Genomic DNA, 24398 nt, shown 5'->3' with positions numbered 1-24398 from the left:
ATGCAAGCGTTGGTCCTCGAAGAGAAGGGCGTCCTGTCGCTGAGGGAGATCGAACTCCCCCTCGAACTTGGCCCGGATGACGTCAAGATCGCCATCCATACCGTCGGCGTCTGCGGCAGTGACGTGCACTACTACACCCATGGCGCGATCGGCCCCTATGTCGTGCGCGAGCCGATGGTGCTCGGACATGAGGCTGCGGGAACCGTCATCGAGCTCGGCAGCAATGTCGGCAGTCTGCAGGTCGGCGACCGGGTCTGCATGGAGCCGGGCGTGCCGGACCTGTCGTCCCGCGCCTCGAAACTCGGTCTCTACAATGTCGATCCGAAGGTGCGCTTCTGGGCAACGCCACCGATCCACGGCGTGCTGACGCCTGAGGTCGTGCACCCCGCCGCCTTCACTTACAGGCTGCCCGAAAACGTGTCGTTTGCCGAAGGCGCCATGGTCGAGCCCTTCGCCATCGGCATGCAGGCAGCCGCCCGGGCCCGCATCGCGCCCGGCGACGTGGCGGCAGTCATCGGCTGCGGCCCGATCGGCATCATGGTCGCGCTCGCCGCGCTCGCAGGCGGATGCAGCCGCGTCTTCATCTCCGACTTCAGCGCCGAGAAGCTTGCAATCGCCGGGCAATACCCCGGCATCACCCCGGTCAACATCGCTGAACGATCCTTTGCCGAGACCATCGCCGCGGAAACCGGCGGCTGGGGAGCGGACGTCGTCTTCGAGGCGAGCGGCAGTGCCAAGGCATTTGCCGGCATCTTCGAGCTGGTTCGCCCCGGCGGCGCCCTCGTTCTCGTCGGTCTGCCCGTCGAGGCGGTCACCTTCGATGTGCCGGGCGCGATCTCGAAGGAAGTCAGGATCGAGACCGTCTTTCGTTACGCCAACATCTTCGATCGCGCGCTGCAACTGATTGCATCAGGGAAAGTGGACCTCAAGCCGCTGATTACCGGGACATTCCGCTTCAAGGACAGCATCAGCGCTTTCGAGCGGGCCGCCGCTGCGCGTCCGTCCGACGTCAAGCTTCAGATTCTCATCGGCAGCGGGGAGGAATAGGTCATGGCGAATATCGTCTGCTCAAATGTCGACAAGCAATACGGTGCCGTCAACGTCATCAGGGATTTCAACCTCGATGTGGCCGACCATGAGTTCATCGTTTTCCTCGGGCCCTCCGGTTGCGGCAAGTCGACCCTTCTCAGGATGATCGCCGGACTGGAGGACATCTCTGGCGGAAAGGTGATGATCGGCGGAAAAACCGTCAACGATCTGCCACCACGCGACCGCGGCGTGGCGATGGTGTTCCAGAACTACGCGCTCTATCCGCACATGACGATCTACGACAATATTGCCTTCGGTCTGAAGCGGATGAAGGTGCCAAAGCCGGAGATCGACCAGCGCATTCGCGCGGTGGCTGCGACGCTCGGTCTCGACCCCTATTTGCAGCGCAAGCCGACCGAGCTCTCCGGCGGCCAGCAGCAGCGCGTGGCGATCGCCCGCGCCATGATCAAGACGCCGCGGGTGTTTCTCTTCGACGAGCCGCTCTCCAATCTCGATGCGAAGCTTCGCAACCACATGCGGGTCGAGATCGCGCGGCTGCATCAGAAGCTGAAGACGACGACGATCTATGTCACCCACGACCAGCTGGAAGCAATGACGCTCGCCGACCGGATCGTGCTGATGAAAGGCGGCGCGATCGAACAGGTCGGCACGCCGGCCGAGATCTACGACCGACCGAGAACGCTGTTCGTGGCGGGTTTCATCGGCACGCCCAACATGAACTTCATCGACGTATCGGCAGAGAAGGTGGAGGACGGATGGGCGCTGCGCAGTGCCGGCGTCGATTTCCGTGTTTCCAGAAAAAGGTTTGCTCTGGCCCCGGGCCAGAAGGTCGTTCTCGGCTTTCGCCCCGCCGACCTGCTGATGCAGGAGCCGTCGGCGGCCCGCACGAACGTCGTCGCCGGCATGGCCGATCTCGTGGAATTTCATGGCAATGACGCACTGGTGACGTTTGTCTTCGCCGGTTGCGAAATCGGTGCGCTGGTCAAGGCCAACGGCTGCCCGAAGCCGGGTGATCCCGTTTCATTTGCTGTCGACGAGGACAGCATCCATCTGTTCGATCAAGCAACGGGACTGTCCCTTCTGAGGATGTGACGGACACAGCGCCGGCCCGACAGCCAGGTTTTGGAGCGGGCCGTTGCATCAACCGAGCGCGCCCGATCCCTTTGCATCTGTTCGATCGAACCATCGTCCTGCCGTCACGCGGTCCGAGATAGACGATAATCCGGGACTGTCGTAGACTGCTGGCCGGCTGTGGCGACGGTCCCCTGGGGAGCGAACGAATGCCTATCTTCATGGACCGGCACGATCTTGCGGGCGCTTCTGCCGAGGATGTCGCCGAAGCGCACCTCAAAGATCTCAGCATACAGGACCAGTATGGCGTCAAGTTCCTGACTTACTGGTTTGACCACAGGCGCGGAACGACGTTTTGCCTCATCGACGCGCCGGATGCTGAAACCGCGCAGTGCGTGCACCGGGAGGCGCATGGGTTCATCGCAGGCGAAGTCGTGGAGGTTGCCCTGTCTGCCGTCGAGGCATTTCTCGGGCGAATACAGGATCCGGAGGCGGCGGGTGCGATCTCGAAAGACATGGACCCCGGTCACCGGGCAATCCTTTTCACCGATATCGTCGGATCCACCGAAATGACATCGCGTCTCGGCGATCGCATGGCCACGGAACTCATCAGAGCGCACGACGCTCTCGTTCGCAGCTGCCTGGGACGACTATCCGGTCGCGAGGTCAAGCACACCGGGGATGGGATTATGGCGGCGTTCTCTTCCACGGCATTTGCAGTCGACTGCGCGATTGATATCCAACGCGAGTTCCACCGCTACAACGCAGGCAATGGCGAACCTATCCACATCCGCATCGGACTGGATTGTGGCGAACCTGTCGAAGACAGCAATGATCTCTTCGGCACGACGGTGCAGCTGGCAGCAAGGCTTTGCGCTGCCGCCCGTAGCGATCAAATCCTGATTTCGGAGAACATTTTCCAGGAGTATGGCAAGGTCGATGTCTTCACCCATGGCGCCCGCCATAAGCTGAAGGGCTTCGCAAAACCCGTTATGGCCTATCGATGCGAATGGCTGGGTTAGCTGCCGCCTGCGCCCGCCCGTGAGGTGATCAGGAGCGCAAACCTTGCAAATGCATCCGCGATTGGTCGGCCGCTTGTCAGAGGACTGCGGTCCGCCGGCCGCTTCGCCTCGTGCGCGATACCGTGTTCGAAGGGCCCGCCCCGATCCCGGCCCGGTCCGGAGCGAAGTTTTGACGGTTGCATTGACCATCGGCCCGGATGACGAGGGATGGGATCGGCAGAGTTACGTGCTGGGCGAGGGACACCAAGCCGGGCGATCTCACCATTCGTCACCGCAACACCCGGGACGACGTCGGCCAGTATGCCCTGGTGACGCAACCGGACGATCTCTTCGCCGGCCCCCTCGGACGTCACCGGGTCACCGGATGTCAGGCGGACGACATGCTTGCCGGCACGCGCCAGCGACACCACCGTGCCGTGGACGTCCTCCTGCCCATGGCACGTGCGGCCGCTGCGCTCATCGACGGGAAGGCGGGTAGCCTCACGTCGGGCAAGTTCCAGCACCTCATCGGAAATGCCGTGGTCGAAAAGGATGACATCGGCTGCCTGAAGGGCGCGCACCGCCTTCAGCGTCAGATGCTCCGCCCCGCCGGGGCCGGCGCCGACGAGCGTGACGCGGCCGGTGTCGGTCCGGTTCGCCGAGAAGCGATCCATTTCCGTCACCAGCCGCATCTCGACACCCTCCTCCGGTGTCTCCTGAAAGGCCCGATCGACAAAACGTTCCCAGAAAGCGCGCCGCGCCGCACCCGCCTTCAGCCGCGCATTGACCGTTTCGCGGAGCGTCTGCGCCAGTGAGGCCCAATCCTTAAGAGCCGGCGGCAGCAGCGTCTCGATGCGCCTGCGGATCGCTTGCGCGAGGATCGGCGCCGCACCGTCCGTCGAGATCGAGACCACGACAGGAGAACGGTTGACGATCGATCCGAACTGGAACTGGCAGTAAGCCGGCTTGTCGATGACATTGGCAGGGACGCCCGCATCCCGCGCCGCCTGACAGAATGCCTGCGCCTCCTCCTCCGTTTCGCAGTCGGCAATCGCGAGCGCCGCACCGGCGAGCACCTCGGGCGTCCAGGCCACGTTGTGATGCACGAAGCTGCCCTGCGGGTGCGGGGCCCTCCCCGCAATCAGGCGGGCACAGACCTCTCCCAGATCCCCGCTCGGCGCATAGACGTGAACCTCAGCGCCGCAGGCCGCCAACAATTCGGCTTTCCAGACGGCGGCGTCGGATCCACCGACCAAAGCGACGCGGCGACCCTCGAGCGCCCAGAAAACCGGGAGCTTCGCCAGAGGCATCATGCGCGGTCGCTCGGCGCGCAAGGGTTTTTCATTCCGCGGCAGCAGCAAGGCATCCATCGACGATCCCCCTGATCTCGGCGCGGCAGGAGCCGCAGTTGGTTCCGGCATTGAGTGTCTGGCCGACGGCTTCGACCGTGCGGCAGCCGTTGCGCACCGCTGCAACGATCTGATTGACGCCGACATTGAAGCAGGAGCAGACGGTGGCACCCGGATCAGGCTTGTCCGCGCCCGGACGGCCGGCCACGAGCGCGAAGCGCAGGCGCAGATCTCCATGCGAAATGCTGAGCTGCTCGACCGCCCAGTTGCGGGCAACGGCGACGGGCTCCGGCGCGAGATACAGCGCCAGCAAAAGCCGGTCGCCATCGAAAAAGGCAAGCCGGCGATGGCCGGACGGCCCGTCGGCATAGCCGATAGGCTCGACCTCACCGGGGAGGTCGAAGATGCGGCGGCACCAGCCGACCCAATCCTCGGGCGCACGCCCGACCGCCAGCTCCAGCCGCCACCCGCTCTTTGCCTTTGCCAGCGCCCAATAGGCACAATCGAGCCCTCGTGGCTTTGCGGCACTCACCGCAAACCCATAGGCGGAGGCGGCGAAGCGCCGAGCGGAAACGGCAACGTTCTTGGAGGCGGGTTGGCCGGAGACGGGGTCGGTGATCGGCGGCACCAAGGCATCGATGCGGGCCTTTGCCGCGAACTGGTCGCTCCAATGCATGGGCACGAAGAGGTTGCCACGCGCCTGACGTTCGGTAATCAGCGCCCGAACGATCGACGTACCATAGGGGCTTTCCAGTGCCACGAGATCGGCGGGCGACAGGCCAAGTTCCATCGCGTCCCGTGGATGGATTTCGACGAAGGGCTCGCCGATGTGGGCGGAAAGCCGCGGGCTTTTTCCCGTCCGGGTCATCGTATGCCAGTGGTCGCGCACCCGGCCGGTGTTGAGGGTGAAGGGAAAGGCAGCGCTAAGGCGATCAGCGACCCCACTTGCCGCCGCGACGAAGCGCGCGCGACCGTCCGGATGATAGAAGCCGCCGTCGGCGAAGAAGCGCGTCGTCACGCTTTCCGTGCCGCGCGGCTGCGGCCATTGGAATGGCTGCAGTTCATCATAGTGCGGGCGATCGATTTCGGCATGGGCGCCGATATCGAAGTCGCGCCGCCCGTCGTTTTCGAAGCTGGAAAGGCCGGCATGTTCGGCAAAGATTTCGCACGGCGACGCATAGGCAAACGCACCTGAAAAGCCCATGCGATGCCCGACTTCGGCCAGTTGCCACCAATCGGCTCGCGCCTCGCCGGGGGGCGGCAGGAAACCGCGTTGGCGGGAGATGCGGCGCTCGGAGTTCGTAACGGTCCCATCCTTCTCGCCCCAGCCAAGCGAGGGCAGCAGCATATGGGCGTGGCGGGTCGTATCGGTCTGTTTCAAGACATCGGAGACGACGACGAAGGGACAGGCCTTGAGCGCCGCCTCGACCGCATCGGCATCCGGCATGGAGACAACGGGATTGGTCGCCATGATCCAGATCGCCTTGATGCGTCCGTCGGCGACCGCGCGAAACATGTCGACGGCCTTGAGACCCGGTTTCGACGCCAAGGCGGGCGCGCCCCAGAAGCGCCTGACCTGATCGCGGTGTGCCGACTTCTCGATATCCAGATGGGCGGCGAGCATGTTGGCAAGACCGCCAACCTCGCGGCCGCCCATGGCATTGGGCTGGCCGGTCAGCGAGAACGGCCCCATGCCGGGCCGGCCGATGCGGCCGGTTGCCAGATGGCAGTTGATGATGGCGTTGACCTTGTCGGTGCCTGCCACCGACTGGTTGACCCCCTGGCTGTAGCAGGTGACGACCCGTTCGGTCGTTTCGAAAAGCCGGAAGAAGGCCGCGACTTCCGATATGGCAAGCCCGGTCGCCTCGACGAGTGCGGCCTCGTCGAGTGTGCCTGCCGACGACAACGCCTCGGCGAAACCGCTGGTGTGCGCTGAGACGTAATCATGATCGACCGCCGCGCTTGCGGCCAGATGCTTGAACAAACCGTTGAAGAGCGCGACGTCGCCATCCGGGCGGATCGCCAGATGAAGATCGGCGATATCGGCGGTCATAGTGCGGCGCGGATCGATGACGAGGACTCGCATTTGCGGCCGCGCGGCCTTGGCCGCCGCCAGGCGCTGGTAGAGGACCGGATGACACCAGGCGAGGTTGGAGCCGGTCAGGATGACAAGATCCGCCAGTTCCAGATCCTCGTAGCAGCCGGGCACGGTGTCGGCGCCGAAGGCACGGCGATGGCCGGCCACGGACGACGACATGCACAGGCGCGAATTGGTGTCGATGTTGCCCGAGCCGATGAAGCCCTTCATCAGCTTGTTGGCGACATAATAGTCTTCCGTCAGCAATTGCCCCGAGACGTAGAAGGCAACCGAATCCGGACCATGTTCGGCAATCGTCCGTGAAAAACGCTCGGCAACGCGGTCGAGCGCCTCATCCCAATCCACGCGTTCGCCATCGATCTCGGGATAAAGCAGCCGGCCATCGAGATCGAGTGTCTCGGCCAGTGCCGAGCCCTTGGAACAAAGCCGGCCAAAGTTGGCCGGATGGTCCGGGTCGCCCTTCACGCCAACGCCGCCGTCATCGCCAACCGTCGCGATCACGCCGCAGCCGACACCGCAATAGGGACAGGTGGTCTTGACCTCGGTTGCCATGACTACTCCGCCGCGATCATCAGGCTTTTGAGTGCGATGAAGAGCACGCCGCCATCGTTGCGCACGGGGATCGTGCGCACGGCCCCCTCGTCCGCACCCAGCGCCTTGCCGGTTTCGAGTGAAATGACCCAGTTGTGCAAGGGGCAGGTGACGGCCGTGCCGTGCACGATGCCCTGCGACAGCGGCCCGCCCTTGTGCGGGCAATGGTCCTCGATGGCGAAAACCTCGTTCTCGGCGGTGCGGAAGACGGCGATCTTGCCTTGAGGTGTTCGCACGCAGCGTGCGCCCCTCAACGGAATGTCGGAAATATCACCGATTGGGTGCCAGTTTTCTGTTGGCCAGTTCATATCCATCATCTCACTCCGCAGCTTGCGAAAAGCCGACCGTCGCCATCGGCCGGAACTCGTGCTTGTCCTTGCCGGAGACACGCTCCGACCAGGGATCGACCTGGGCGAATTTCTGGCTGAAGACGAAGCGGTCGAAGAACGCCTTGCGCCGTTCGGCGTCGCCCATGATCTGACGGCGGATCTCCTCGACGCCAATGCGCTTGGCCCATTTGTAGATACGCTCGAGATAGCGGCCCTGCTCGCGGTACATCTGCGTCAGCGCGACGATGTGCTCGAGCGCCTCGTCCTCGGTCCTCACCAGACCGAGAACCTCGGTGCCCTTGATGTCGAGCCCGGCGGCACCGGCGAAGTGGATCTCGAAGCCGCTGTCGACGCAGATGACGCCGATATCCTTGCAGGTCGCTTCGGCGCAGTTTCTCGGACAACCGGACACCGCCAGCTTCAGCTTGGCAGGCGTCCAGGATCCCCACATGAATTTCTCGATGCGGATGCCGAGCCCGGTCGAATCCTGGGTGCCGAACCGGCACCAGTCCGAGCCGACGCAGGTCTTGACCGTGCGCAGGCCCTTGGCATAGGCCTGACCGGAGACGAAGCCGGCCTTGCCGAGATCGGCCCAGACGGCGGGAAGATCTTCCTTCTCGATGCCGAGAAGATCGATGCGCTGACCGCCAGTGACCTTGACCATCGGGATCTCGAACTTGTCGACCACGTCGGCGATCGCCCGCAATTCCTGAGAGTTGGTGACGCCGCCCCACATGCGCGGAACGACCGAATAGGTACCGTCCTTCTGGATGTTGGCGTGCACACGCTCGTTGATGAAGCGGGACTGATAGTCGTCGGCGTATTCGTCGGGCCAGTCGCTGACGAGATAATAGTTGAGCGCCGGCCGACATTTGGCGCAGCCGCAGGACGTCTTCCACTCCAGTTCCTGCATGACGGCGGGAATGGTCTTCAGCCCCTTGGCCTTGATCAGTCGGCGGACATCGTCGTGGCCGAGTTCGGTGCAGGTGCACATCGGCTGGACGGCGGCGGGATTGTAGGCTTCGCCCAATGTCAGCGACATCACCTGCTCGACAAGCCCGGTGCAGGAGCCGCAGGATGCGGACGCCTTGGTATGGGCACGCACCTCGTCGAGCGACGTCAGTCCCTTGCCGGTAATCGTCGCGACGATCTTCCCCTTGCACACGCCGTTGCAGCCGCAGATTTCCGCATCATCCGGCAAGGCTGCAACGGCCGCCGTAGGGTCCAGCGGCGACCCTCCCTGATAGGCCTGGCCAAAAATCAGGGTTTCGCGCATGGCGGTGATATCAGCGCCCTTCTTCATCAGATCGAAGAACCAGGATCCGTCCGATGTCTCACCGTAGAGGACGGCACCGATGATACGGTTTTCCCTGAGCACGAGACGCTTGTAGACGCCGGCAGTCGCATCGCGCAGGACGATCTCCTCGCGACCTTCGCCATCGGCAAAGTCGCCGGCGGAGAAGAGATTGATGCCGGTGACCTTCAGCTTCGTGTTGGTGACCGAGCCATGATATTCCGCCTCGCCGCCGGCGAGCCGATCGGCAAGCACCCGGGCGCTCTCATATAGCGGCGCCACGAGGCCGTAGCAGGTCCCGCGATGTTCGGCGCATTCGCCGAGCGCATAGACAGCCGCATCCGACGTCATCATGCCGTCGTCGACGACGATGCCGCGGTTGACGGCGATACCCGCCTCCTTCGCCAGATTTGACGCCGGACGAATGCCGACGGCCATGACGACCATCGACCCCTCGATGATGCGGCCGTCCTCGAGCTCGATACCCTCGACCTTCGCTTCCCCCAGGATGCGCTTGGTATTGGCCTTGGTTACGATCTCGATGCCGCGTTCGGTGAGCGCCTTTTCGAGCAGATAGGCGGCGGCCGGATCGAGCTGCCGCTCCATGATCGTCGGCATCAGGTGGATGACGGTAACGTCCATGCCCTGACGCTTGAGACCATAGGCCGCCTCGAGACCGAGCAGACCGGCGCCGATGACGATCGCGCGGCCGCCATGCCTGCTGCCGGCGAGCATTTTCTCGACGTCGTCGAGATCGCGATAGGCGAGCACGCCTGGCAACTGGTGGCCGGGCACCGGAATAATGAAGGGGCTGGAGCCGGTGGCGATCACCAGCTTGTCATAGGTGGCGGTGATGCCGTTTTCCGCCGTGACCGTGCGAGCGACCCGGTCGATCTCTGCGACCTTCGCGCCCTTGTGCAAGGTGACGCCATTTGCGGCATACCAGGCGTCGTCGTGGATGACGATATCCGCATAGGCCTTCTCGCCTGACAGCACCGGCGACAGCATGATGCGATCATAGTTGACGCGTGGTTCGGCGTTGAAGATCGTGACCTCGTAACGATCAGGGGCCTTTTCGAACAATTCCTCGAGCATTCGGCCGGGCGCCATGCCGTTGCCGATGATCACGAGTTTCTCGGGAGCTTGGTGAGCCATGGGAAATCACTCCGCAGCTTCGACGAAACGGTGGCGCTCGTAGAGGAACTTGAGCACCGCTTCGCGGCATTTGAGATAGGTTCGGTCGGCCGCAAGCTCGATGCGCCGGCGCGGACGGGCAAGCGGCACGGCGAGGATCTCGCCGATGCGCGCCGACGGGCCATTGGTCATCATGACGATACGATCCGAAAGCAGCACCGCCTCGTCGACATCATGGGTGATCATCAGCACCGTGTTGCCGAGTTCGGCATGGATCTGCATCACCTGGTCCTGCAGGTGGGCGCGGGTCAGCGCATCGAGCGCGCCGAACGGCTCGTCGAGCAGCAGAACCTTCGGCTCCATGGCCAGCGCCCGGGCTATGCCGACGCGCTGTTTCATGCCGCCCGACACCTCGGAGGGGCGCTTGTCGCCGGCATGCGCCATCTGCACCAGCTCGAGATTGCGCATCGTCCATTCATGGCGCTGCGCCTTCGACTTCGTCGAACCGAAAACCTTGTCGACGCCGAGGCGAACGTTCTCGTAGACCGTCAGCCAGGGCAGCAGCGAGTGGTTCTGGAAGACAACGGCGCGGTCCGGTCCCGGCTCGTCGGCAACCCGGCCGTCGAGCAGCACCACGCCGGTGGTGGCCTGTGTCAGGCCGGCGACGATGTTGAGCAGCGTCGACTTTCCGCAGCCGGAATGGCCGATGATCGAGATGAATTCGCCCTTGTCGACGGAAAGCGAGACCTGCTTCAGGACCTCTGTCCTGACATTGCCGCGTTCAAAACTCTTGTCGATCAGTTCAAGCGAGAGATAGCTCTTGGTCATGATCTTTACCTTTCTCACGCGGTGGCAGTGCCGCGGGTGACGACGCGGCCGACGAGGGCGATGAGACGATCGAGGAAGAAGCCGACGATCCCGACGTAGATCAGCGCAACGATGATGTCGCTGATCAGCGACGAGTTCCACGCATCCCAGATGAAGAAGCCGATGCCGACGCCACCGATCAGCATTTCGGCGGCGACGATGGCGAGCCACGACAGGCCGATGCCGATGCGAAGACCGGTGAAGATGTAGGGGGCTGCCGCCGGCAGCATGATCTTGCCGAAATACTCGAAGGCATTGAGCCGCAGCACCTTGGCGACGTTCTGATAGTCCTGCGGAATGTTGCGGATGCCAACGGCGGTGTTGATGATGATCGGCCAGATCGCGGTGATGAAGATCACGAAGATCGCCGAGGGCGTACCGTCCTGGAAGGCGGCCAGCGACAAGGGAAGCCAGGCAAGCGGCGGCACCGTGCGCAGAACCTGGAAGATCGGATCGAGGCCACGCATGGCCAGCTGGCTCTGGCCGACCAGTGCACCGAGCGCGATGCCGACGACTGCAGCGAGCGCATAGCCGATGGCCACCCGCTGCAGGCTCGCCGCAATGTGCCAGAACAGGCCCTGGTCGACGCCCTGGCCGACATAGAAGGGATGGGCGATCAGCTCCCAGCTTTCCTCAAGCACCCGTGTCGGAGACGGCAGGCTGGAATCGGGCGCCGAACAGATGATCTGCCAGGCGATGAGGATCAGCGAAAGCGTGACGATGAGCGGCGCGACGTTTGCGGCCCCGGCGGCGAGCCGCGCCAGCAGCGGACGGCTGCCTGCCTGCTTCACCGAGCGGGTAAAGGCAATCACGGGGGCCGCAGGCCGCGACGCCGGCTGGTCCTTGAGTTTGAGGTTGGTGACGGACATACCGTTCTCCTTGGAATTCGAAACCGGATGCCGGCGAGCGACGCCCGCCAGCACCGCGATGGTTCAGGCGACGCGCGAGATCGAAAGGCTCTTGAGATAGGCCTGCGGGTCCGCGGGATCGAAAACCTTGCCGTCGAAGAATTTTTCGATGCCGCGCGATGTCGAGGACGGGATATCGGCAACGCCGAGATCCTTGGCCGCCTCACGCCAGATGTCCTCGCGATTGACCTTGGCAACCAGCGCCTTGATATCGGTATCGGGCGCGAACTTGCCCCAGCGGATGTTCTCGGTCAGGAACCATGCATCGTGGCTCTGGTAGGGATAGGAGGCGTGGTCTCGCCAGAATTTCATGAGATGCGGGCTGGCCTCGACGACCTTGCCGTTGCCGTAGTCGTATTCGCCCTTCAGCCGATCGACGATGTCCTTCGGAGGAACGTTGAACCAGCTGCGCTTGCCGACGATCTTCGCCAGTTCTTCCTTGTTGGCCATGTCGTCGCACCATTGCGCCGCTTCCTGGATCGCCATGGTGAGCGCCTTGGCGGCGCGCGGGTTCTTCTCCACCCAGTCGGCGCGCATGGCGAAGGATTTTTCCGGATGCTCGTTCCAGATCTCGGCGGTGTTGACGGCGGTGTAACCGATCTTCTGGTTGACGAGCTGCTCGTTCCACGGCTCGCCGACGCAGAAACAGTCCATGGTGCCGACCTTCATGTTGGCGACCATCTGCGGCGGCGGGACGACGATGGTTTCGACGTCCGTGTCCGGATCGATGCCGCCGGCGGCGAGCCAGTAGCGCAGCCACAGATCATGGGTGCCGCCCGGGAAGGTCATCGCCACCTTGGCCGCAGCGCCTTCCACCTTCTTCCTGGCAAAGGCTTCCTTCAGGGCAGACGCGTCCAGACCGACCTTGAGATCGGCATAGGCGCCACCGACGGAGATCGCCTGCGCATCGAGGTTGAGGCGAGCGAGGATCGCCATCGGCAGCGGCTGGTTGTTCTGCGTCACCTTGCCGGTCGAAATGAGATAGGGCATCGGCGTCAGGATATGAGCGCCGTCGATGCCGGCACCGTCCGAACCGAGCACCAGATTGTCACGCGTCGTGCCCCAGGACGCCTGCTTGACGACGTCGACTTCGGTCATGCCGTACTTGTCGAAGAAGCCTTTCTCCTTGGCGATGATCAACGGCGCGGAGTCTGTCAGAGCAATGAAGCCGAGAACGGCCTTGGTGGTCTCGGGACCGGCCGACTGTGCAAAGGCGCCGGTCGGGAAGGCCGTCTTGACGGCACCGAAAAGGGCGGCCGTCGCTGTGGTCTTCAGCAGGCTGCGACGGGTCAGTCCGCCGGTCAAAAACTTGGTCATGCGCAGGTTCCTCTGCTGCTGCCGGGCAACGCCGGACATAAAAAAACGCCGCTTGGAGATTGCGTCCGGGATCAGGAGGAATCCTCGGGAAACAAAAACCTTGCGACGTCAGTGTCTCTGGCAAACGCGATCTGGCGTTTGAACTCGCCTCAATCGCCGTTGACCGAAGCGATTTCTAAAATGCAAAGGCCGTGCCAGTTCGAATGGCCGCAGCCTAGAGTATTGATATAAAAGGAGAAAAACTCGATCGACACAAATGCACAACAAAATAGCTGCTTTAGACTCTGCTGAATTATTGTGCGCCGCACACAACGGGTCTGGCAACTCTGCCCAAACAAGCAGCGCCCGACAGCGTCAGTTGTCGGCGTCAAACGGCGCCGCACTGCCTCTGGTCCGGACCGGGAACGCCTCGACATAGGCCTCGATGGCGGCCGGGTCGAATACATGTCCGTCCACGAAACGATCGTCGGCAGATGCGCCCTCAATCCCGATGTCGGGCCCCGCCGGTACGGCGTCCTTCCCGAGAGCGAGGCGATAGAGATCCGGGCGGTATGCAGACGCCGCCGCCGTCAACCCTTCCGCGCTGATGCTCGCCTGCCCCCAACGCGCCATCTGGCTGTAGATCCACAGCGCATGGCTGGAGCGGGGGTAGTTGGCGAAGCCGCGATGGAAGACGAAATAGTCATCGATGACCCGCCTCTGCCCTTCCGCGTCGATGGTGAACTCGCCGGAAAGCACGCGGCGGATGATTTCGACCGGGGCGCCGACATAGTGCTGGTCGGCCAGCACACCGGACAGGCTATCGCGATTTTGCGGATCGTCGCACCACTGCGCGGCGGCATCCAGCGCCACGATCAATCGCGAAACGGTCTCCGGATTGGCCTCGGCCCATTCAGGGCGCATGCCGATGACCTTTTCCGGGGCCGACGGCCAGATATCCTGCTTGGCGGCAACAATCCGGCCGACGCCGCGCTCGGACGCGACCATGTTCCAGGGCGCACCGACGCAGAAGCCATCGATCGCGCCAGCAGCGAGCGCGTCGGAGGTCATCGGCGGCGGCACGACCACGAGCTTGACGTCACGATCCGGATCGATGCCGCCGGCAGCCAGCCAGTAGCGGAATTCGTAATTGTGCGAGGAAAACGGATAGGTGACACCCAGGGTCGGCGGCGCTTCGCCCTGTGAGGCCATGCGCGCAAGCACGGCGGCAAGCGCCCGGGCATTGGCCAGCGCGTCTCCGGCTCCCCCAAGCCCACCCTCCTCGACCATTCTGGCATAGAGCCGGTTGGACAGCGTGATGGCGTTGCCCCCGCGCCCGAGCGAAAAAGGCGCGATCGCCGGCGACGGGTTGGAGCCGAGGCCGAGCATCGCCGCGACCGGCATCGGCGAAAGCATGTGGGCAATATCGAACTGGCGAAAAGCCAGCCGATCGCGAACATTGGCCCAGGACACGTCCTTGACCAGGTCGAGCGTCAGGCCTTCCCTGCGGGCGAAACCGAATTCGCGCGCGGCGATCAGCACAGATGCGTCGACGAGCGGGATGAAGCCGGCACGCAGCGTGCGGGCACCCTCGCCACGCAGCTTTTGCGGGGCCGACAAACCGCGACCCGTCGGGGTCTGGCCGCTGCCGAGATCGCCGAAATTGGCCATGACGTTCACTCCACTCACTCCTTGCAGCAAGCCGATGCGCAGCGCGTCTTTGCCGTCACATCAACAGGCCGGCAGCCGTCACCACGCTTTGCGCGATTTCCGACATCTTCTTCTTTTCGTTCATCGCCGTCTGGCGCAGCAGGGCAAAAGCTTCCTCCTCCGACAGACCGCGGATCTTCATCAGGATACCCTTGGCGCGCTCGACGACCTTGCGCTCCTCGAGCGCGGACCTTGCATCGGCCAGCTCCCTCTGCAGCCGGCTGAAGGCATTGAAGCGGCTGACCGCCATGTCGAGGATCGGCTTGACGCGTTCCTTCTTCAGTCCGTCGACGATATAGGCCGATACGCCCGCCTCCACCGCCGCCTCGATCGAGGCCGTGTCGGAGCGATCGACGAACATCGCGATCGGCCGCCCGACCGTGCGCGTCAACTGGAAGAGATGCTCCATCATGTCGCGATTGGGGTTTTCGATATCGATGACGATGACATCGGGCCTGAGGCTGTCGATGATGCGCGCGACGCCCTGCACCTCATGAATGACGGTGACCTTGCGATGACCCGCCTCGTGCAATCCTTCCTCGATGATCGAGGCACGGATTGCGTTCTCGTCGATGACGAGAATGGTGAGGTCGCGGTTTGTCATGGCACAATCATGATGCAGCGCAGCAATTTGCGCAACAGATTTGCCTATTTTCTTGACAAATTTGTTTCCGCCTATTTTTTAGGCCAATTGCTCATCACGTTGGCGTCAACCGGTTCACGGGAATTCCACGCCAACGACGGTCGCATCGAGGCCACGCGCCGGTCGTGCAAAAACCTGCCAGCGCTGCATGCAAGGCGAACGGTCTCACGAGCGAAGCGGCCCGATAACGAAAACGGCAAGCCTAGTTCTTCTCGACCTGTTCGGCCAGACGCCGAAGGCCTGGCAAATCACAGAGCAGCAGCTTCTGCCGCCCGCCCTGAACCAGTCCCCGCCCCTCCCAGGCGCTGAGAATGCGCGAAACCGTATGAAGGGTCGTGCCGGTCATTTCCGCGATATCCTGGCGGGAGATCGGGAAATCTATGCGCACGCCGAGCTCTTCGCGTTTGCCCGCCTGTTCGGCGAGCCGCAGGACCGCGTGCGCGACGCGGCGCTCGACTTCCTCCGTCGACATCTCGCGAATGCGGGTATGGGCCTCGTCGAGCCGCTGGCCGATCGTGTGCATCGCATTGATGGCCAGATGCGGATTGCTCTCGACGAACACGTTCCAGAGCTCGGTCGGCCAGGCAAGAACCAGGCTTTCCGTCGCCGTCATCGCCGTGCCCGGATAGTCGCTGCGCTGCAACGCGCGGGCAAAGCCGAACAGATCGCCTGGGTTGACGACACGCACGATGATCTGTTGGCCATCACGGGTGACCTGCGTGACCTTGAGACGCCCGTGCAGCAGCAGGTAAAACGAGTCTGCCGCAGCCCCCTGCTCGAAGACCGCTTCATTCTGAGGAACGCGCCGCACCGTCGCATGCGCAAGAAGCCTGTCCAGCTCCTGATCGCTCATCTTTTGAAACAGCGGGAGGGATTTGACGAGTGTTCGGTCCAGTGCAGCCACGTCGTTTCCTGTCTCCTGCAGATCGGCGATGCGGGCTGCTATATCACGTGCGACCGAACCGAAAAAGCAGCCAGCGTCCACTCATCGCCTTGCAGGGCCGACAATGTACGCCTGCGCTGTTACACCGCACCGGGGAAACGGCGCTCGAAGGCGTACAGCATGTTCGCATACCAACGATCATCGCGAACCAGGCGGAAGCCGAGATTGTCCGGCGGCACGCCGACAGCACACCCGCCGCTCTTCGGATCGCGAATGAAGAAGCTCATCGACGCGCGGTGCTTGCCGTCGACGACGTAGATGCCGCAGGCCGGCGCTTCCTTCAGCACTTCGCCGTCCTCACCGACCGTCACGCGACGGTGGCAGGTTTGTGTCCACTCCCAGACGTTGCCATCGAGATCGGCGACGCCGAATTCGTTCTCGCCGAACGTGCCCGACGGTTGCGGCATCGGGTTCTTCGACTTCTGCCGGGTCGACTCGCGCTCGTAGTCCGCAAGCCACCGGAGCGCCGGATTGTCCTTGCTGCCATCGATGCCGAGCGCATCGTCGGGAAACTTCTTGCCGGCGGCAAAGGCCCATTGCCGATCGGTCGGCAGCCGCCAGACCTGGCCGGTCTTTTCGGTCAGCCAGGCGGCATAGTTGCTGGCATCAGTGTAGTTGACACCGGTCATTGGCGTATCATTGCCAAGGCTTGCCGCCGGCTCGCCCTTTTCGCAGGCGCCGTCTTCGACGCAGCGTTGATAGTCCGTGCGACTGACCTGGTACTTCATGATCCTGAACGGTTTTGCCAATGTCGCATCGACAAGCGGCGCATCGACGGCAAAGCCATTCTTGATGAAGTGGCCCTCGGCCCGATACTCCATGCTGCGCGGTTCAATCGTCACGGTCACCGGCGCTTCGACGCGGGTATCGACCGATGCGTCGAGATCATCCAGCAGCCCGACCTTGGCCGAAAGCACCCCGCCGATGGCAACCAGCAGCAGGGCGGGAACGGCGACGGAAAACACCGAGACCGCATTCTTGTGACGTCTATCGCGCATGACCTTCCCCTTCTGTTGGCATGCGCCGATGAACCCGGCGCATGTCTTGTCGCTGGCTCGCGCTGTCTGAAGTCCCCCTCGGACAGCGCAGCCGATTGGCCGGCCGGGGTTACATCGACGCCGGCTTGACGACCGAGGTCATCAGATCGTCATTCCACTCGCCGGTGACCTTGAAGTGTCCCGCCGCGCCCAGCTCGAAAGCCTCGATCAGGTTGTGGTTGACGTAGGCATAGATGCCCGGCTGGCGGAATGTGTAGAAGGCCGCGCCGGCAGTGCCGCCCGGAATGAACCAGGTTTCCTGGTCGAGCTCCGGCGGGTTGCGGAACTTGCCGGTTGCCCAGACATAGTCGCCGTGTCCGCCGATCAGGTGTGGCCGCGTATCGCGGTTGGCCTGCGAGTGGATGACGAGCACATGCTCGCCCACGGCTGCCGTCAGTGCCTTCTCGCCTGTAAGCGCTCCGACCGCGCCGTTGAAGACGACGTGGGTCGGCGTCAGCGTGCGCATGGCCTTGACGGTATCTTCATAGGCTTCGCCGGGCGTTTCGTATTTCTTGTAGTTGCCGGCCTCGTCGCGCGGGATGTAGAAGTCCTGCTCGCCCACATAGTAAACCTTGTCATAGGTCAGCGGCTGTCCCTTCTCGTCCTTCAGCCCGTCGCGTGGTAGCACCATGATGGCGCCGTTCATGCCCGAGGTAACGTGCCAGGGCACCATGCCTTCCGGCGCGCAATGGTAGACGAAGACGCCTTGTTTGGTCGCCTTGAAGCGCAGGGTCGTCTCCTCGCCGGGATTGACCTGCGTCAGGCCGCCGCCGCCGAGCGCACCCGTTGCCGCGTGAAAGTCGATATTGTGCAGCAGCGTGTTGGTCGCGGGGTTGATCAGCCTGAGTTCGACATAGTCGTTCTCATGGACGACCATCAACGGGCCGGGAACCGAGCCGTTGAAGGTCATGGCGTGCACTTCGGTGCCGTCGCCGTCGATCACCAGCTTCTTTTCTTCGATGGTCATGGTGAATTCGACCACGCGCGGGCCGGTCTTGGCGACCTGATCGTGAGCGTGAACGAAGGGCGGCGCAACGAGGTCGACCTTGACCCGCTCCAGTGTCGCAATGTCGACCGGAGCCGCGCCCGTTGCCGCGGGAGCGGCGGCCGTTGCGGCCTGGGTCGAAGTCGCCGTCAGGATCGGCGTCAGCGCGCCAGCGAAGGCGGCGCCGGCCAGTATCGTCCGGCGAGTCATCTGCAGCTGTTCTGTCATCATTGCTCTCCTTTGGCACGACCGCGCGACCGGAATGGTCGTCCGAAAATCATGCCGATATTCAACGTGTTACGGCGGCTCCTGCCGTCCCTGGCGGGCTCGCCTCAGGTTTTGACCACCTATTTTCCAGCAGTCATGTCTCAAGTAGAACCGGGAGCGAAAGGCGTCTTTGTCATGGAACAAATCGGCCGAGGAAGGAGACGTTTTTCTGCAAATCTTCGCGCGGGAATGAATTGGCCGGGCTCTATAATTGCGTTTTCGCAAAGAGACCTCGGCAAGCCCCGGATACATCGATCCCATCCACCCGTCCGCCCAGCGAAAGAACAGGATCGAACAATGTTTAGTCTCCTCAGCAAACCACGGCCCAGCGGAGGAATCCCGCGCGGGATCGCCACCACTGGTCCCGTTCTCTTTTCCTATGGCTTCAGGCCATTCTTTCTGGGCGCCAGTCTTTGGGCGATTTTCGCCATGGCCGCATGGATCGCCGCCCTGACTGCGGGCATCGACCTTGCCGGGGCCTACGGGCCTGCCCATTGGCACGCGCACGAGATGCTGTTCGGCTTCTCGTCCGCCGTTCTCGCCGGCTTCCTTCTGACCGCGGTTCCGAACTGGACCGGCCGATTGCCCGTTTCCGGGTGGCCGCTCGCCTACCTGTTCGGCCTATGGCTTGCCGGGAGGCTGGCGCTGCTCATAACGGATGTCATCGGAGTGACGCCGGCGGCCATCATCGAAGCGCTGTTCATGCCGGCATTGCTCGCGATCTGCGCGCGGGAAATCATCGTCGGTCGGAAGTGGAAGGATCTGAAGGTCGTCGGCGGATTGGTTCTGCTTTCAGCCGCCAATATCTGGTTCCACATCTCCGTCATCCGTCAACTCGACGTCGATGCAGCGGCACGGCTGGCGATCGGCGCCTATGTCATGCTGATCATGATCGTCGGCGGCAGAATTCTGCCGAGCTTCACCCGCAACTGGCTGAACAAGTTCGGCCGGACAGACTTTCCGGTTCCCTACAACCGCTTCGACACTGCGAGCATCCTCGTCGGTGTCGCGGCTTTAGCCTGCTGGACCTTCTCGCCCCAGCACATCGTCACCGCCGCCGTCGCAGCCACCGCCTCGTTGATGCAGGCGGCCCGGCTTATCCGCTGGCGCGGGTGGACGACGTGGCCGGACAAGATCGTGTTCGTCTTGCATGCCGCCTATGCCTTCGTGCCCCTCGGCTTTGCCGCCGTCTCTGCCGGCGCGGTCGGCGCGCTCGACGGGTACCCGGTCATGCATGTGATGACCGTCGGTGTCATGGCCTCGATGATGCTGGCCGTCATGACGCGCGCAAGCCGCGGACACACCGGACGGCCGCTGGCTGCCTCGAACCTAAGCTGCGCCTCTTACATCGCGATCATCGGTGCGGCTTTGGCACGACCCTTCGCCGAAATCCTGCCAACTCACTACCATCACCTGCTCGCCCTTTCGGGTGCTCTCTGGATCATGGCCTTTGGGTTGTTCTGCATCGAATACGGTCCGATGCTGGTTCGCGCCCGGCGCGCACCCAGAGGCGCCGCATAACACGCCCTGAAAGTTACATCCCACAAGCAAAAAAGGTTGCCGCAGACACGGCAACCTTCATCAGGCATTCACGGCCGTTGACCGCCAGCGGCCTAGTGCATCATTTCAGGGGTCCATGGCGGCTCATAGGTGAGCCGCACTTCGGCATACTCGACGCCCGGCACATACCAGACGCAGTTCTGCACCGCCTCCTTGAGAAAGGCAGTCGCCGGGCAACCCTTTATCGTCGTCGTCATCGTCACCCGGACAAGGCCGCCTTCCTGGACGGCGATATCGTAGATCAGACCGAGATCGACGATATTAGACCCCATCTCCGGATCGACGATCGTGCGCAGCGTGTCGCGGATTCTGTCGACCAGTTCTTCGCTTTCAGCCGGCTGCATTTTCGTGCCCCTTGCGTCCGCCGACGCGGATCAGGATGCGATAGGTTTCTCCGGTCGCATCAAAGTTGCCGGCCCATTTGTGCCCGCGCTTGGCAAGCTCCGGGTAGAGAAACAGCGGTTCGCGCGCCAGCAGTGCGAAAAGCACCTCGCCGGCCAGCATCTTTTCCAAGACGGCGAGGATGCGAACCATCGGCTCGGGCGGATCCAGATCCGTCAGGTCGAGCTGGCGTGCCGGGTCCGGCCAGGTATCGAGATCCGTATCGCCGGCCGAAACCCTGATCTCGTCCACCTGTTCCTCAGGCGTGAACAGGACTTCCCAATCGCCGTTGCCGAGAGGTTGATCCTGATATGCAAAACCACGGCCGGCCATGACGCTGAAGAGCGGCACCGGCCGGAACGTGGCGATCAATTTCAGCGGCTGGCCGGGTGCGAGACCGTCGACGGCGCTCATGATGGCCTGGAACGGATCGCTGCCGCTCTTCAGAAGCGGCCTGACGTCGAGCTCATAGGGGTCTTTGGTCATGGTTGTCTCCGTGACTGAAACGATGGGAAGAAAAGATGCGGACCGGTGAACCCGCCGGGAAGTCGAAGATTGCTCGGCACGTTGCTGAGCCGTCGTGTTGCCACGAACTCGAAGACCAGCGCATTGACCGCAATCAACTGGCCAAGGCTGCCGGCTCGAAACAGCCATGTGCTGTCGAGATAAAGCGCGACCGAGGCAACGGCCACGGTGAGATAGAAGAGCCGGAACCAGAACGCTGCCCGCGTCTCGACGACCAGATCCTGAACCCGCGGCGTCGGCATGCGTCCGAGCAGAGGGCCGTAGCATTCGAGCCAGGTGATGAAAGGCACGATCTTGTAGAGCTGCGCCAGCCCCATGCCGGTCAACCAGCCAAAGGTGACGAGATAGACGAGTGGCCCCACGCCCTCCTCGATCTGGCCGCCGACGAGCAAAGCCACGAAGATGACGGTCGCGACAATCAGTGCGGCGAACGCGCCGATGCCGGCGCGGCTGTTTAGCTCGATCAGCTTGCGCTTTCGCCCGTGGTAGATCCTGACGATGTCGGCCATGTAAATTCCGATGGCGATCACGCTGGCAAGCGCGGCAAAGACAAGCACCGTTGTCCGGCCGGCAAAGCCGACAAGGATCATCGGCACGATGCAGACGATCATGCCGAGGGCCGCAGCGCCCAGTATCCAGACGGTCCTGCTGCTGCGTCGTTCCCGGTCGGGCGATAGCATGAACATGGTCAGGAGCCGGTAGCTGACCCCCATGGTCGTAAAGCTCAACCAGCCACCCAGCCCCAGTGCCGCATGAAGCGAAACACCTTCGAGCGTCAGATCGATCGCGCCCGGCGCATCGGCAAGTCCGGAAAGAACGAATGCGTAGGTGCCACCAAGCAAACAAGCGATGACGAGCGACACGAGGCCGGCAGCGACGAAACGCGCAGGCAACGGCAGCGGACGCGCCTGCCATAGTGTCGTTGCAAAGACGCTGACGAGCAGGCCGAAACCGGCAATCGTCACGGTCGCCCCCACCGGGAGCAGGAGCGGCGAAAGGCCGTCGGTACCTGCGAGGCTGGCAAAGCCTAGGACCAGGCTGGTTATACCGACAACCAGCAGCACCAAAGCTGGAAAAGCCAGATGCGGAAACGAAAGCGGTCGACCAACGAGAACAGGCACGAACTGCAACAGGGCCCCCGCCATCAGCAGGCTGAGCCAGCCAAGCGCAATGGTATGAACGAGTACCAGGGTTTCAGGGGCTTCGATGGACGAAATCGGATATCCGACGCCGAAAACCATCATCATCTCGCCGATGGCGAGAAAAATCAGCGCCGCCGCGAAATAGGACATCGTCCAGCGAGATAGCGTGGCTCCGAACATAGCGGTTCATCCTGAACGATGAGCATTTCCAGGAAAAGTGAGGAACGGTCTTCCGTCGGGAAATGCGTAAAAACAAGGAAATGGCGCGTCTGCGGCCCCGCCCAAACCGCAAACGCTTTGGCTGTGGGCGTCCTTTCAGTGGCCGCTGCTGCTGCCGCAGCAGCAATCGCAGCCGGAAGCCTGTTGCCGGCCGATCTCCACCCGCCAGACGTCGGGTCCGTTCTCAAGATATTCCCAGGTAAATTCACCGGGATAACGGCTTTCCAGCTGGTAGTGCAGCGGGCGGGGATCATGGTCGTTGACGATGATGAAGGAGCCGCCTTCGGCCAGCGCATTGAGCATGCCGAAGATCTTCGGATGGCGCTCGACGGGCGGAATGGTACGCACGTCGATGAAGGGCTTGGTTTCTGTTTCTGCAGTGGTCATTTCAGTCCGTTCAGGGCGCCGTTGTTGCCTCGGTTTCCGGGAAACGCCGACGCAAACGGCCCGGATTTGCAAAGCCTAGTGCCACCGACAACGCGACATTTTGTCGAAGCGCAAACAAATCCCGCTTTGCCACCTGTCGCCCGCTTACTTGGCTTTTCGCAAAGAACTGACGTGGCTGCCGCCCTAGAACGGATCGATCGTTTCGACATCGATAGGAACCGCCATGCAGTCCACCGCCCTCATGAAATACGCCGAGATGCGCTTGCCGCGTTACACCAGCTATCCGACCGCGCCGCGGTTTTCCGCCGGCATCGGTCGCGACACCTACGCCGATTGGCTCGGCGCGGTCCCGGCGGACAGGGATGTTTCTCTCTATCTGCACATCCCCTTCTGTCGGTCGATGTGCTGGTACTGCGGTTGTCACACCACGATTACCCGGCAAGACGAGCCGATCCTCGATTACCTCAATGTGCTGAGGCAGGAGATCGGCATGGTCGCCGATCACGTGCAGGGACCGCTGCCGATCGGCGAGGTCCATTTCGGCGGCGGGACGCCGACGATCATCGAACCGGAAGAATTCCTGGCCCTGATGGCACTCCTGCGTGCACGTTATCAGTTTGGTGCCGAAACGGGCGTGGCTGTCGAAATCGATCCTCGCCGCCTGACCGTCGCCATGGCGCAGGCGCTTGGCGAAGGCGGCGTCAGGCGCGCCAGCCTCGGCGTGCAGAGCTTCGACCCGGTCGTGCAGAAGGCCATCAACCGGATCCAGAGCGAGCAGCAGACGGCCGACGCGGTGGCCCATCTTCGCAACGCCGGTGTCGCAGGTATCAATTTCGACCTGATCTACGGATTGCCACACCAGACGGTTCGCTCCTGCGTCGAGACGGTCCAGGCTGCGACCGCGATGCGACCGGAACGCTTTGCCGTCTTCGGCTACGCGCATGTGCCATCCTTCAAGAAGCACCAGCGTATGATCGACGAGGCCGTGCTGCCCGACGCTTCGGCGCGCACCGATCAGGCGCTCGCCATCAGCGAGGCGCTTTGCCAAGCGGGTTACCGCCAGATCGGGCTCGACCACTTCGCCCTGCCCGATGACGATCTGGTGCTCGCACAATCGGCCGGTATGCTTCGGCGGAACTTTCAGGGCTACACCACGGACAATTGCGAAACGCTGATCGGTTTCGGCGCCTCGGCAATCGGCCGCTCGCGAGACGGCTATGTGCAGAACGAGGTTCCTCCGGGGCTTTATGCCAGCCATATCGCCTCCGGCCGACTGGCAACCACGAAGGGTTACCGGCTGACCGAGGAAGACCGCCTGCGTGCCGAAATCATCGAGAGGTTGATGTGCGACTTCACCGTCGACATCAAGGCAATCGCCACCGCACACGGACGAGACTCGGACTTCCTTCTCGGCGGCAATGTGCGGCTGGCAACGATGGTCGATGATGGCGTGCTCGATATCGCCGATGGCGTCTTGACGGTCAGGCAGGATCATCGCTTCGTGATCCGCGCCGTTGCCGCAGCGTTCGATGCCTATATCGACGACGGACAACGCACGCACAGCAAAGCCGCCTGAACCGCTGACAGCACCCAACAAAAAAGGCCCGGTCG

21 protein-coding genes are annotated in these 24398 nt (G+C 62.9%); 5 read left to right on the top strand and 16 right to left on the bottom strand.

The window, feature by feature from the left end:
* From AC1Q80_RS20925 to AC1Q80_RS20915, 3 genes are all read left to right on the top strand, one after another.
* Positions 1 to 1047: an NAD(P)-dependent alcohol dehydrogenase gene (locus AC1Q80_RS20925; RefSeq protein WP_492361679.1), complete on the top strand. Its 1047-nt coding sequence runs from the start codon at positions 1 to 3 to the stop codon at positions 1045 to 1047.
* 3 nt (positions 1048 to 1050) lie between these two features.
* Positions 1051 to 2142, top strand: a complete 1092-nt coding sequence (locus AC1Q80_RS20920) for an ABC transporter ATP-binding protein (RefSeq protein WP_492361678.1) — start codon at positions 1051 to 1053, stop codon at positions 2140 to 2142.
* 188 nt (positions 2143 to 2330) lie between these two features.
* A complete protein-coding gene (locus tag AC1Q80_RS20915) occupies positions 2331 to 3143 on the top strand; it encodes a nickel-binding protein (protein ID WP_173421396.1) in 813 nt (270 codons plus the stop codon).
* Here AC1Q80_RS20915 and AC1Q80_RS20910 read toward each other — a convergent pair.
* The 12 genes from AC1Q80_RS20910 to nirK all read right to left on the bottom strand — a co-directional run bounded on the left by AC1Q80_RS20910 (position 3140) and on the right by nirK (position 18534).
* The gene (locus AC1Q80_RS20910; RefSeq protein ID WP_492361677.1) at positions 3140 to 4492 is read right to left on the bottom strand and encodes a siroheme synthase family protein; all 1353 of its coding nucleotides are present in this window, start codon (positions 4490 to 4492) and stop codon (positions 3140 to 3142) included. The two genes, AC1Q80_RS20915 and AC1Q80_RS20910, sit on opposite strands and share 4 nt — an antisense overlap.
* Positions 4464 to 7121, bottom strand: coding sequence for a nitrate reductase (locus AC1Q80_RS20905; protein WP_492361676.1), 2658 nt, complete (start codon positions 7119 to 7121; stop codon positions 4464 to 4466). Before AC1Q80_RS20905 ends, AC1Q80_RS20910 begins: the two co-directional genes overlap by 29 nt.
* Before the next feature lie 2 nt (positions 7122 to 7123).
* Positions 7124 to 7474: a nitrite reductase small subunit NirD gene (gene nirD, locus AC1Q80_RS20900; RefSeq protein ID WP_492361729.1), complete on the bottom strand. Its 351-nt coding sequence runs from the start codon at positions 7472 to 7474 to the stop codon at positions 7124 to 7126.
* Between the two features lie 4 nt (positions 7475 to 7478).
* Positions 7479 to 9938, bottom strand: a complete 2460-nt coding sequence (gene nirB, locus AC1Q80_RS20895) for a nitrite reductase large subunit NirB (protein WP_492361675.1) — start codon at positions 9936 to 9938, stop codon at positions 7479 to 7481.
* 6 nt (positions 9939 to 9944) lie between these two features.
* The gene (locus tag AC1Q80_RS20890; protein WP_492361674.1) at positions 9945 to 10745 is read right to left on the bottom strand and encodes an ABC transporter ATP-binding protein; all 801 of its coding nucleotides are present in this window, start codon (positions 10743 to 10745) and stop codon (positions 9945 to 9947) included.
* A 14-nt stretch (positions 10746 to 10759) separates the two neighbouring features.
* Positions 10760 to 11653: a nitrate ABC transporter permease gene (ntrB, locus tag AC1Q80_RS20885; RefSeq protein ID WP_173421390.1), complete on the bottom strand. Its 894-nt coding sequence runs from the start codon at positions 11651 to 11653 to the stop codon at positions 10760 to 10762.
* Between the two features lie 63 nt (positions 11654 to 11716).
* Positions 11717 to 13009 carry a CmpA/NrtA family ABC transporter substrate-binding protein gene (locus AC1Q80_RS20880; RefSeq protein WP_492361673.1) on the bottom strand — a complete coding sequence of 431 codons (1293 nt, stop codon included), beginning with the start codon at positions 13007 to 13009 and terminating at the stop codon, positions 11717 to 11719.
* Positions 13010 to 13363: 354 nt separating this feature from the next.
* Positions 13364 to 14659: a CmpA/NrtA family ABC transporter substrate-binding protein gene (locus tag AC1Q80_RS20875; protein WP_492361672.1), complete on the bottom strand. Its 1296-nt coding sequence runs from the start codon at positions 14657 to 14659 to the stop codon at positions 13364 to 13366.
* A 55-nt stretch (positions 14660 to 14714) separates the two neighbouring features.
* Positions 14715 to 15302, bottom strand: coding sequence for an ANTAR domain-containing response regulator (locus tag AC1Q80_RS20870; protein ID WP_053248712.1), 588 nt, complete (start codon positions 15300 to 15302; stop codon positions 14715 to 14717).
* Between the two features lie 241 nt (positions 15303 to 15543).
* Positions 15544 to 16245, bottom strand: a complete 702-nt coding sequence (locus AC1Q80_RS20865) for a Crp/Fnr family transcriptional regulator (protein ID WP_327795819.1) — start codon at positions 16243 to 16245, stop codon at positions 15544 to 15546.
* A gap of 119 nt (positions 16246 to 16364) precedes the next feature.
* Complete coding sequence (locus AC1Q80_RS20860; RefSeq protein WP_492361671.1) at positions 16365 to 17282, bottom strand: SUMF1/EgtB/PvdO family nonheme iron enzyme; 918 nt, start codon at positions 17280 to 17282, stop codon at positions 16365 to 16367.
* 109 nt (positions 17283 to 17391) lie between these two features.
* Positions 17392 to 18534 (bottom strand): copper-containing nitrite reductase, encoded by a 1143-nt coding sequence (gene nirK, locus AC1Q80_RS20855; RefSeq protein ID WP_173421386.1) that lies wholly within the window; start codon positions 18532 to 18534, stop codon positions 17392 to 17394.
* A 336-nt stretch (positions 18535 to 18870) separates the two neighbouring features.
* Between nirK and AC1Q80_RS20850 the strand changes: the two genes are divergently transcribed.
* Positions 18871 to 20094, top strand: a complete 1224-nt coding sequence (locus tag AC1Q80_RS20850; RefSeq protein WP_492361670.1) for an NnrS family protein — start codon at positions 18871 to 18873, stop codon at positions 20092 to 20094.
* Between the two features lie 92 nt (positions 20095 to 20186).
* On the opposite strand, the gene AC1Q80_RS20845 is transcribed toward AC1Q80_RS20850, so the two are convergent.
* The 4 genes from AC1Q80_RS20845 to AC1Q80_RS20830 all read right to left on the bottom strand — a co-directional run bounded on the left by AC1Q80_RS20845 (position 20187) and on the right by AC1Q80_RS20830 (position 22787).
* Positions 20187 to 20477: a metal-sulfur cluster assembly factor gene (locus AC1Q80_RS20845; RefSeq protein WP_173421384.1), complete on the bottom strand. Its 291-nt coding sequence runs from the start codon at positions 20475 to 20477 to the stop codon at positions 20187 to 20189.
* Positions 20464 to 21000 carry a DUF2249 domain-containing protein gene (locus AC1Q80_RS20840; protein ID WP_492361669.1) on the bottom strand — a complete coding sequence of 179 codons (537 nt, stop codon included), beginning with the start codon at positions 20998 to 21000 and terminating at the stop codon, positions 20464 to 20466. Before AC1Q80_RS20840 ends, AC1Q80_RS20845 begins: the two co-directional genes overlap by 14 nt.
* Positions 20997 to 22361 (bottom strand): hypothetical protein, encoded by a 1365-nt coding sequence (locus AC1Q80_RS20835; protein ID WP_492361668.1) that lies wholly within the window; start codon positions 22359 to 22361, stop codon positions 20997 to 20999. The genes AC1Q80_RS20840 and AC1Q80_RS20835 overlap by 4 nt, the downstream gene beginning before the upstream one ends.
* Positions 22362 to 22496: 135 nt before the next feature.
* Positions 22497 to 22787, bottom strand: a complete 291-nt coding sequence (locus AC1Q80_RS20830; protein ID WP_173421381.1) for a DUF2249 domain-containing protein — start codon at positions 22785 to 22787, stop codon at positions 22497 to 22499.
* Positions 22788 to 23010: 223 nt separating this feature from the next.
* Between AC1Q80_RS20830 and hemN the strand changes: the two genes are divergently transcribed.
* Complete coding sequence (hemN, locus tag AC1Q80_RS20825) at positions 23011 to 24363, top strand: oxygen-independent coproporphyrinogen III oxidase (protein WP_492361667.1); 1353 nt, start codon at positions 23011 to 23013, stop codon at positions 24361 to 24363.
* The last annotated feature ends 35 nt before the right edge of the window (positions 24364 to 24398 follow it).

Source organism: Ensifer sp. GW823-FHT05D09 (genome assembly GCF_058795755.1).
The sequence above is the reverse complement of the archived record's forward strand: the minus strand, read 5'-3'. Positions and strand labels throughout refer to the sequence as shown.

Bases quoted from the DNA above. Each gene is read 5' to 3' on its own strand.
- AC1Q80_RS20920 (WP_492361678.1), top strand. From the start codon at position 1,051: ATGGCGAATATCGTCTGCTCAAATGTCGACAAGCAATACGGTGCCGTC.
- AC1Q80_RS20915 (WP_173421396.1), top strand. From the start codon at position 2,331: ATGCCTATCTTCATGGACCGGCACGATCTTGCGGGCGCTTCTGCCGAG.
- AC1Q80_RS20890 (WP_492361674.1), bottom strand. From the start codon at position 10,745: ATGACCAAGAGCTATCTCTCGCTTGAACTGATCGACAAGAGTTTTGAA.
- AC1Q80_RS20875 (WP_492361672.1), bottom strand. From the start codon at position 14,659: ATGGCCAATTTCGGCGATCTCGGCAGCGGCCAGACCCCGACGGGTCGC.
- nirK (WP_173421386.1), bottom strand. From the start codon at position 18,534: ATGACAGAACAGCTGCAGATGACTCGCCGGACGATACTGGCCGGCGCC.
- AC1Q80_RS20870 (WP_053248712.1), bottom strand. From the start codon at position 15,302: ATGACAAACCGCGACCTCACCATTCTCGTCATCGACGAGAACGCAATC.
- AC1Q80_RS20830 (WP_173421381.1), bottom strand. From the start codon at position 22,787: ATGACCACTGCAGAAACAGAAACCAAGCCCTTCATCGACGTGCGTACC.
- AC1Q80_RS20860 (WP_492361671.1), bottom strand. From the start codon at position 17,282: ATGCGCGATAGACGTCACAAGAATGCGGTCTCGGTGTTTTCCGTCGCC.
- AC1Q80_RS20845 (WP_173421384.1), bottom strand. From the start codon at position 20,477: ATGCAGCCGGCTGAAAGCGAAGAACTGGTCGACAGAATCCGCGACACG.
- AC1Q80_RS20910 (WP_492361677.1), bottom strand. From the start codon at position 4,492: ATGGATGCCTTGCTGCTGCCGCGGAATGAAAAACCCTTGCGCGCCGAG.
- AC1Q80_RS20880 (WP_492361673.1), bottom strand. From the start codon at position 13,009: ATGACCAAGTTTTTGACCGGCGGACTGACCCGTCGCAGCCTGCTGAAG.
- AC1Q80_RS20850 (WP_492361670.1), top strand. From the start codon at position 18,871: ATGTTTAGTCTCCTCAGCAAACCACGGCCCAGCGGAGGAATCCCGCGC.
- AC1Q80_RS20840 (WP_492361669.1), bottom strand. From the start codon at position 21,000: ATGACCAAAGACCCCTATGAGCTCGACGTCAGGCCGCTTCTGAAGAGC.
- AC1Q80_RS20835 (WP_492361668.1), bottom strand. From the start codon at position 22,361: ATGTTCGGAGCCACGCTATCTCGCTGGACGATGTCCTATTTCGCGGCG.
- hemN (WP_492361667.1), top strand. From the start codon at position 23,011: ATGCAGTCCACCGCCCTCATGAAATACGCCGAGATGCGCTTGCCGCGT.
- AC1Q80_RS20925 (WP_492361679.1), top strand. From the start codon at position 1: ATGCAAGCGTTGGTCCTCGAAGAGAAGGGCGTCCTGTCGCTGAGGGAG.
- nirD (WP_492361729.1), bottom strand. From the start codon at position 7,474: ATGGATATGAACTGGCCAACAGAAAACTGGCACCCAATCGGTGATATT.
- ntrB (WP_173421390.1), bottom strand. From the start codon at position 11,653: ATGTCCGTCACCAACCTCAAACTCAAGGACCAGCCGGCGTCGCGGCCT.
- AC1Q80_RS20905 (WP_492361676.1), bottom strand. From the start codon at position 7,121: ATGGCAACCGAGGTCAAGACCACCTGTCCCTATTGCGGTGTCGGCTGC.
- nirB (WP_492361675.1), bottom strand. From the start codon at position 9,938: ATGGCTCACCAAGCTCCCGAGAAACTCGTGATCATCGGCAACGGCATG.